At 61.3% G+C, this 9,024-nt stretch carries 7 protein-coding genes; 6 read left to right on the top strand and 1 reads right to left on the bottom strand.

Annotated elements, in window-relative coordinates:
* From AC1DLB_RS12660 to AC1DLB_RS12645, 4 genes are all read left to right on the top strand, one after another.
* Positions 1–1,167 (top strand): NAD(P)/FAD-dependent oxidoreductase (locus tag AC1DLB_RS12660; RefSeq protein WP_477785074.1); only part of this gene is annotated, 1,167 nt, incomplete at its 5' end.
* Complete coding sequence (gene argE, locus AC1DLB_RS12655; RefSeq protein WP_019578987.1) at positions 1,164–2,321, top strand: acetylornithine deacetylase; 1,158 nt, start codon at positions 1,164–1,166, stop codon at positions 2,319–2,321. The genes AC1DLB_RS12660 and argE, both read left to right, overlap by 4 nt.
* 149 nt (positions 2,322–2,470) lie before the next feature.
* Positions 2,471–3,928, top strand: coding sequence for an NAD-dependent succinate-semialdehyde dehydrogenase (locus AC1DLB_RS12650; protein WP_477743085.1), 1,458 nt, complete (start codon positions 2,471–2,473; stop codon positions 3,926–3,928).
* A gap of 24 nt (positions 3,929–3,952) precedes the next feature.
* On the top strand, positions 3,953–5,032 hold the full coding sequence (locus AC1DLB_RS12645; RefSeq protein WP_018925976.1) for a tartrate dehydrogenase: 1,080 nt from the start codon (positions 3,953–3,955) through the stop codon (positions 5,030–5,032).
* 180 nt (positions 5,033–5,212) lie between these two features.
* Here AC1DLB_RS12645 and AC1DLB_RS12640 read toward each other — a convergent pair whose 3' ends face one another.
* Positions 5,213–5,437, bottom strand: coding sequence for a YgdI/YgdR family lipoprotein (locus tag AC1DLB_RS12640; protein WP_018925975.1), 225 nt, complete (start codon positions 5,435–5,437; stop codon positions 5,213–5,215).
* A gap of 207 nt (positions 5,438–5,644) precedes the next feature.
* Here AC1DLB_RS12640 and AC1DLB_RS12635 point away from each other — a divergent pair, with 207 nt between their 5' ends.
* Both AC1DLB_RS12635 and AC1DLB_RS12630 read left to right on the top strand, forming a co-directional pair.
* The gene (locus AC1DLB_RS12635; protein WP_477743086.1) at positions 5,645–7,312 is read left to right on the top strand and encodes a VRR-NUC domain-containing protein; all 1,668 of its coding nucleotides are present in this window, start codon (positions 5,645–5,647) and stop codon (positions 7,310–7,312) included.
* Positions 7,309–9,024: ATP-dependent DNA helicase (locus tag AC1DLB_RS12630; RefSeq protein ID WP_477785073.1), on the top strand; the 1,716-nt coding region annotated here is incomplete at its 3' end. The genes AC1DLB_RS12635 and AC1DLB_RS12630, both read left to right, overlap by 4 nt.

The following is a 9,024-nucleotide window of genomic DNA, read 5'->3' as shown; positions in this document are numbered from 1 at the left end:
ACGCTACACAAAGCCGATGTAGTGATTGTTGGCGGCGGCCTGATGGGCTCGGCGGCGGCGTTTTTCCTGCGCCAGCGCGGGCAGTCGGTGATTCTGCTGGAGCGCGACCAGATTGGTCAGTACGCCAGCGGTGTGAACTTCGGCAACGTCCGGCGTCAGGGACGCTTCCTCGGTCAACTGGAATTGGCCAACCGTTCCTGGGCGCTGTGGAAACGCTTGCCAGAGCTGATCGACGACGACCTCGAATTCATTGCCAGCGGGCACATGCGCGTGTGTTACCGCGAGGATGAAATCCCTGAACTGGAAGCCTATGCGGCAGCGCCCGAGGCGGCGCAGCTGGATTTGAAAATCTATCGTGGCGYCGAGCTGCACCAGCGCTTTCCGTTCCTCGGGCCGGACGTGAAGGGCGGTTCTTACGCGCCCCACGATGGCCACGCCAACCCGCGTTTGGCCGCGCCGGCGTTTGCCCGGGCTGCCCGCCGCCTCGGGGCGCGGATCGAGGAACAGACTGAAGTCGCTGAAGTGCAGAAAATTGCCGGCGAGTTCACGGTGACCACCACCGACGGTCGCAAGTTCGGCGCCGAGCGCTTGCTGATCACCGCCGGCGCCTGGGGCCAGAAACTCTCGGCGCAGTTCGGCGAACCGGTGCCGCTGGATACCAACGGCCCACAAATGGCCGTGACCGAACCGGTGCCGTACGCCTTGCCAACGGTGATCGGCGTGTACACCAAGATCCCCGAAGAAGTGATCTACTTCCGCCAGATCCCGCGCGGCAACATCATCATCGGTGGCGGCTACCGCAGCAAACCGGACATGCTCAACCGCCGCGCCTATGTCGAGCCGCGCAGCATTCTTAATCAGATGGACCAGATGCGTCGCCTGCTACCGGGCGTCGGCAACCTGAACATCATCCGTGTGTGGAGCGGCATTGAAGGCTACTTGCCCGATTCCCTGCCGGTGATGGGCCCCAGCGGCAACGTTGACGGTTTGTATTACGCGTTCGGCTTCTGCGGTCATGGCTTCCAGCTCGGCCCAGGCGTCGGCGACGTGATGGCCGAACTGATCAGCACCGGCAGCACCAGCACTTCGATTGAGCCGTTCTCGATCCGCCGGTTCACCCCTTCAGCCGAGCAACGGACAACCGAGCAAAGGAGCAGGGCCTCATGAAACCCCGTGTACTGGATATTCTCAAACGCCTGATGGCCTTCGACACCGTGTCTTCAGAGTCGAACATGGCCCTGATCGAGTACGTACGCGACTTGCTGCTGACCAAGGGCATCGAGTCACTGATCGTCAAGGACGAAACGGGTAAAAAGGCCAACCTGTTCGCCAGCACCGGCCCTAAAGAGTTACCAGGCATTCTGTTGTCCGGCCACACCGACGTAGTACCGGCGGCGGGGCAGGCCTGGACCTTGCCGGCGTTTGAGGCGACGGTGCAGGACGGGCGGATCTACGGGCGTGGCAGTTGCGACATGAAGGGGTTTATCGCGTTGGCCATCGACGCCATGCTCGATGCCGCCGACCATTCGTTGAGCCGACCGCTGCAAATCGCCTTGTCCCATGACGAAGAAACCGGCTGCGTCGGTGTACGACGTTTACTCGACGTGCTGCACCTGGCGCCGGTACGGCCGTTTTTGTGCCTGATCGGTGAGCCGACCAACATGCAGTTCGTGCTGGGGCACAAGGGCAAGGGGTCTTACCGCACTTATTGCCGTGGCCTGGAAGCGCATTCCTCGTTGGCGCCGCGTTCGGTCAATGCGATTCACGTGGCCTGCGATTTCATCGCGGCTCTGCGTCAGAGCCAGCAGCAACTGCAAGAGCAGGGCGCACAGGATGCCGATTACGACGTGCCTTACAGCACCGTGCACGTCGGGCAGATTGTCGGCGGCAAGGCGCTGAACATCGTGCCGAACCTGTGCACCCTGGATTTCGAGGTACGTAACTTGCCGGCGGACGATCTGGATCAGTTCCTGGAGCAGATGCGCGAGCGTGCCGAAGTGATCGTGCGCGAGGCGAAAAAGCTGTCCAGCGTGGCAGACATCGAGATCGAAACCCTCAACGTCTATCCGGGCCTCGATACCCATCCGAGCGTTGAAGCGGTGCGCTTCCTGAAAAACTTCGCCGCGCCGGACACCGGCACCGCCAAAGTCTCGTTCGGCACCGAGGGCGGGTTGTTCAAGCAGCGTCTGGACGTACCGGTGGTGGTCTGCGGCCCGGGCTCGATCGAACAGGCGCACAAGCCGGACGAGTTCATCGAGATCAGCCAGATGCAGGCTGGGGAGCGGTTTCTGGAGGGATTGCTGGGTTCCCTGAAACTTTGAGATCGTCAAGATCTTTTGATTTGTGCTTGCCGGTAGAGCCTGCCGTCCCACCGCGAATTTCAGCATCCAACACTGCCCATCAAACGCTTTCAGCATCCTCATCCGTGGCACCTCCCTAGACTGGAAATGTCTCGGATCAGGACTCGACCATGCTCAAGAATCGTTTGAAAGACCCCAGCCTTCTGGCAGAACTCGCTTATGTGGACGGGCAGTGGATCGGCGCCGATAACGCCGCGACCCTGGACGTCATCGACCCGGCCACCGGCCAGTTGCTTGCCCGGGTGCCGGCCATGCAGGGCGCAGAAACCCGACGCGCCATCGAAGCCGCCGAGCGGGCCTGGCCCGCGTGGCGCACACGCCCGGCAGCAGAACGGGCGGCGCTGCTGGAGCGCTGGTATCAGGCGATGATCGACAACCTCGACGACCTCGCCTTGATCATGACCTGCGAGCAGGGCAAACCGCTGAACGAAGCCAAGGGTGAAATCCGCTACGGTGCCGGGTTCGTCAAATGGTTCGCCGAAGAGGCCCGCCGGGTCTACGGCGAAACCATACCGGCCCCCAGCGGCGACCGCCGCCTGCTGACCCTCAAGCAACCGGTCGGCGTGTGCGCCGCGATCACCCCGTGGAATTTCCCCAACGCGATGATCACCCGCAAGTGCGCGCCGGCCCTGGCCGCCGGGTGCCCGATCATCGTCAAACCCTCGGACTTGACCCCGCTGTCGGCCCTGGCCCTGGCAGTACTCGCCGAACGCGTCGGCATTCCGGCCGGGGTGTTCAACGTGCTGACCGGCATGCCCGCCGGCATCGGCGAAGAACTGACCGGCAATCCGACGGTGCGCAAGATCTCCTTCACCGGCTCCACTGCGGTCGGTCGGCTGCTGATGCGTCAGAGCGCTGAGCACATCAAGCGCTTGAGCCTGGAACTGGGCGGCAACGCGCCGTTCATTGTGTTCGACGACGCCGACCTGGAGCAGGCGGTAACCGGGATCATGCTCAGCAAATTTCGCAACGCCGGGCAGACCTGCGTCTGCGCCAACCGCATTCTGGTGCAGGATGGCATCTACGAACGTTTCGCCCAGCGACTGGTGGAGGAGGTGGGCAAACTCAAGGTCGGCAATGGCCTGGACGCCGACGTGACCATCGGCCCGCTGATCAACCCGGCGGCGGTGAGCAAGGTCGCCCGGCACATCGACGATGCCCTGAGCCAGGGCGCGCGTTTGCTCTGCGGCGGCATTCCCGAGGGTGACAACCAGTTCGTTCAGCCGACCGTCCTTGGCGACACCCACGCCGACATGTTGCTGGCCAACGAAGAAACCTTCGGCCCGGTGGCGCCGTTGATGCGGTTTACCTCTGAGGCCGAAGCGCTGGCCTTGGCCAATGCCACGCCTTACGGCCTGGGCGCCTACTATTTCACTCAGGATTTGCGCCGTTCCTGGCGGTTCGGCGAGGCGCTGGAGTTCGGCATGGTCGGCCTCAACACCGGGCTCATTTCCATGGAAGTCGCGCCGTTCGGCGGCATCAAGCAGTCTGGGCTGGGCCGTGAAGGCAGCAAGTACGGGCTGGATGAATACCTTGAAGTCAAAGCTTTCCACATCGGCGGGCTGTAATTAACGGACACGGGGGCACGATTGATGAGCAAGACATTCAGAATCGCCGCGATTGCCGGCGATGGCATCGGCAAGGAAGTCCTGCCGGAAGGGTTGCGGGTACTGGAGCAAGCCGCGAAGAAGTGGCAGTTGGAGCTGAGCATCGAAGTGCTCGACTGGGCTCACTGCGATTACTACCTGGAACACGGGAAAATGATGCCCGACGATTGGTTCGACCAGCTCAAGGGGTTCGATGCGATCTACTTTGGCGCCGTCGGCTGGCCGGACAAGGTGCCGGACCACATTTCTTTGTGGGGCTCACTGCTGAAGTTTCGTCGCGACTTCGACCAATACGTGAACATTCGCCCGGTACGTCTGTTTCCCGGCGTGCCGTGCCCGCTGGCCGGGCGCAAACCGGGGGACATCGATTTCGTGGTGATCCGCGAGAACACCGAAGGCGAGTATTCCTCGGTCGGCGGCAAGATGTTCGAAGGCACCGAGCATGAGTTCGTGCTGCAAGAGTCGGTGTTCACCCGGCGCGGCGTGGACCGGATTCTCAAGTTCGCCTTCGACCTGGCCCAGACCCGACCGCGCAAACGCCTGACGGCGGCAACCAAGTCCAACGGGATTTCCATCAGCATGCCGTACTGGGACGAACGCACGGCATTGATGGCCGCGCAGTACCCGGACATCACTTGGGACAAACAGCACATCGACATCCTGTGCGCGCGTTTTGTACTGCAACCGGACCGGTTCGATGTAGTGGTGGCGTCGAACCTGTTCGGCGACATTCTGTCCGACCTGGGACCTGCCTGCGCAGGCACCATCGGCATTGCGCCGTCGGCCAACCTCGATCCCGAGCGGCGTTTTCCATCGCTGTTCGAACCGGTGCACGGCTCGGCCCCGGACATCTATGGGCGCAACATCGCCAACCCGATCGCGATGATCTGGTCCGGTGCGTTGATGCTGGATTTTCTGGGCAATGGCGATGAGCGTTATCGCGCCGCGCACGACGGGATTCTGCAGGCGATCGAACGGGTGATTGCAGAAGGGCCAATCACCCCGGACCTGGGCGGGCAGGGCTCGACTCAGGAGGTCGGCAAGGCGATCGCGCAAGCGCTTTAAAGCCTGCGACGCACTCCTTGTGTAGCAGCTGTCGAGCCTGCGAGACTGCGTTCGGCTGCGCAGCAGTCGTGAAATCGGGCACTGCGGTGTTTCAGCTAAACCGTGGACAGGATTTACGACGACTTCGTCGCCGATCGCAGCCTCGCAGGCTCGACAGCTGCTACGGCCGAACGCAGGGGATCAGTCTTCCTTGCGAATCGTGGCCACGTCATCGGCGCGGACTTTCACTTTCGCCCCGGAAATATCTTCGAATTCGAAGAAGCCATCCTTGCCCTTGGTGTTCGGCATGTCCTTGGTCAAATACTGGGTGCCGTTCTGCAGGGTCACGACCGTTGGCGTCGAGCAACCGGTCAGGGCCAGAAAGGCCGCTGCCGCCAGAGGCAAACCCAGAGTCTTGATATTCATACACACCTCCATCACTCAATAAAAACAGTGCGAACGCCTCGTTCGAGATCAATCCTCACTGTGCTTCTAACGCGGTTGGTGCGATGGAATGGCAGAAAGTTCGATGGTCACCCGAAAATTGTCCGATTGCGTCGCCACTTATCCTTTTCCGTTTGCACCGGGTGGGGCATAGCTGGTATCTGTACGCATAACCAGTATTCGCTTGCCATGGCCCGATTGCCCGTGATTGTAAATCCCCTCGACGACCCGTTCTATTACTTGAACAACTTCATGCAAGTACTTGATTGGCTTGAGCATCGTTATGCCGATGTACTCAGTATCGAAGAGCAGGACTTCATCCGCGACTTCAATCGACTGCCCCGCGAGTCCCAGGCTTTGCTGGTCAGATTGGTGATGCGCAAGGGCGTGCATTTCAGGGTCGGCAAACTGAGTTACGTCGAAATCGGCGACATCGCCAGCGCCGCGGCGCCGCTACTGGCTTTGGGCTGGATCGACGAACAGTCGCCGCTGCCTGTCGAGGAGGTGTTCGAGGTGCTGCTCAAGGCCGAGATTCTCCAGTGTTTTGGCGATGCCATCGATCAACCGAAAGGCAAAAAGAGCGATTGGCTGCCGGCCCTGAGCGAGCAGTTTCCTGAAGAGCAAAGTTTTGCCCAGTGGTGCCCGGCACTGGATGACCGGTTGTTCAGCCTGACCGTCATGGGCCTGTGCGATCGGTTGCGCCTGATGTTCTTCGGCAATCTTTACCAGGATTGGTCGGAATTCGTTCTGGCTGACCTGGGCATCTACACCTACGAAAAAGTCGAGTTTTGCGCCGAGTCCCGAGGCTTGCGCAGCCGCGAAGACGTCGACGCCTGCCTGTTCCTGCACAGCTGTCAGCAGCATTTCGAGGCCGGTGAAGAGGTGGCGGTGGTTGTCGAGCAGATCAACAGGCTGGAACTCGCCAATCCCTGGCTGCAAAGACGTCGGGCCAAGCTGCTGTTCCAGATCGCTCAGCACTGCGAACGCATGGCGGATTTTTCCACCGCCCTGGGCCTCTACCGCGATTGCGCCTACCCCGGCGCACGCCTGCGGCTGATTCGCGTGCTGGAGCGCTGTGGTGAATTTCAACTGGCCATGGATTTGGCGAGCCACGCCGAGCAAACCCCGGAAAACGCCACCGAACATCAGCATTTATTGCGTGTGCTGCCCAGGCTGCGGCGCAAACTGGGCGGGCCGCCGATCAAGCGGCCAGCCCCGCGGCCCATGCAGCGCCTGGACCTGCAATTGCCCAGGCACGACCCGGCATTGTCGGTGGAGTATTACGTTCAGGCGCATCTGGCGGACGAGTCGGCACCGGTGCATTACGTCGAGAACAGCCTGATCAACTCGCTGTTTGGGTTGCTGTGCTGGCCGGCGATCTTCGCCCCGTTGCCGGGGGCGTTTTTTCACCCATTCCAGCGCGGCCCGGTGGACCTGCACAACGAAGACTTTCATGCGCGGCGCGCGGATCTGTTCCAGGCCTGCCTCGCCGAACTCGATGACGGGCGTTACGCCCAGACCATCCGCGAGCGTTACACCGCCAAGTGGGGCGTGCAGTCGCCGTTCGTATTCTGGGGCGCGCTGAGCGAGGAACTGCTGGAGCAGGCGCTCGACTGTCTGCCCGCCGAACACCTCAAGCACTGGTTCAATCGACTGCTGCTCGACATCAAGGCCAACCGCGCCGGCATGCCGGACTTGATCCAGTTCTGGCCGCAACACAAAACCTACCGAATGATCGAAGTCAAAGGCCCCGGCGATCGCCTGCAAGACAACCAATTGCGCTGGCTGGAGTTCTGTCACGAGCACCAGATGCCCATCGCCGTTTGCTACGTGCAATGGGTGGAGCAGGGCGCTTGAGCTACAGCATCGCTGTGCGGGCGTTGTGTGAATTCACCGCCAAGGTCGGCGACCTCGACCTGCGTTTCACCCCGTCGCCAACCGCGCTGGAAGGCATTGTCGGCCATCGCACCGTGGCGTCACGACGCAGCGAGGGTTACCAGAACGAGGTCGCACTCGAGGGCCAGTATCGAACCTTGAGCGTGAAAGGCCGGGCGGATGGCTACGATCCGGGGCAAAACTGCCTCGAAGAAGTCAAAACCTACCGGGGCGACCTGAGCAAGCAGCCGGCCAACCACCGGCAGTTGCACTGGGCGCAGGCGAAAGTCTATGGCTGGTTGATGTGCCAGAAACTGGATTTGGCGCAGATCGACCTGGCGCTGGTGTACTTCGACATCGTCAGCGAGAAGGAAACCTGTCTGGTCGAGACCTTCAGCGCCGCCGACTTGCAGCTGTTCTTCGAGCACCACTGCGGGTTGTTCCTGCACTGGGCCGAGCAGGAAATGGCCCATCGCGAAGGGCGCAATGTGGCGGCTCAACAGCTGAGCTTTCCCCATGCCGATTTTCGCCCCGGCCAACGGCATCTGGCCGAATCGGTGTTCAAGGCAGTCAGCACCGGCCGCTGTCTGATGGCCCAGGCGCCGACCGGTATCGGCAAGACCATTGGCACGCTGTTCCCGATACTCAAGGCCCTGGCGCCGCAGCAACTGGACAAGGTGTTTTTCCTCACGGCGAAAACCCCGGGGCGCAAATTGGCGCTGGACGCGGCTCAGGTCATCCTCGACAGCGCCGATGCACAGCCGTTGCGAGTCCTCGAGATGATCGCCCGGGACAAGGCTTGCGAGCACCCGGACAAGGCCTGTCATGGCGAATCCTGCCCGTTGGCCCAGGGTTTTTATGATCGTCTGCCGGGCGCGCGTCAGGCCGCCAGTCAATTGAGCCTGTTGAACCAGAGTGCCGTGCACGAGGTGGCCCTGCAGCATGAGGTTTGTCCTTATTACTTGAGCCAGGAAATGGCCCGCTGGGCGGACGTGGTGGTCGCTGACTACAACTACTATTTCGACTTCAGCGCGTTGCTGTTCGGGTTGGCCCAGGCCAATAACTGGAACGTCGCGGTGCTGGTGGACGAAGCCCACAACCTGGYGGAGCGCGGCCGGCAAATGTACAGCGCCAGCCTCGACCAGGCGACTTTGAACGGCGTACGAAAAACCGCGCCCGAGTCGTTGAAGAGATCCTTGCAGCGAGTCAATCGTGAATGGAATGCCTTGCACGATCAGCAACTCGGCCCCTATCAGGCCTACGACAAAGCCCCGGAAAAACTGCTTCAGGCCTTGTCCTTGTGCTGCGCAAGCATCGGCGACTACCTGAATGATCATCCTCAGGGCCTGGACAGCGGGTTGCAGAATTTTTACTTCGACATGCTGCAATTCGGCCGCGTGGCTGAACTGTTCGACGAGCATTTTCTATTCGACATCAGCAAGCGTGACCTCGAGCGCAAGCGCAATCTGTCGCARCTGTGCCTGCGCAATGTGGTGCCSGCCGGKTTYATCCGCCCGYGCCTGACKGCKGCGCGCAGCACSGTGMTGTTTTCCGCSACCYTGAGCCCTCGGCATTACTACGCCGACTTGCTGGGCACCCCGGCGAACACGGTATGGATCGATGTGGAATCTCCATTTCACGCCGATCAGCTGCAAGTGCACATCGTCAGCCAGATCTCCACGCGGTTCGTTCAC

Source organism: Pseudomonas sp. 05N434 (assembly GCF_056396965.1).
This window is presented reverse-complemented; position numbering and strand designations above follow the sequence as displayed.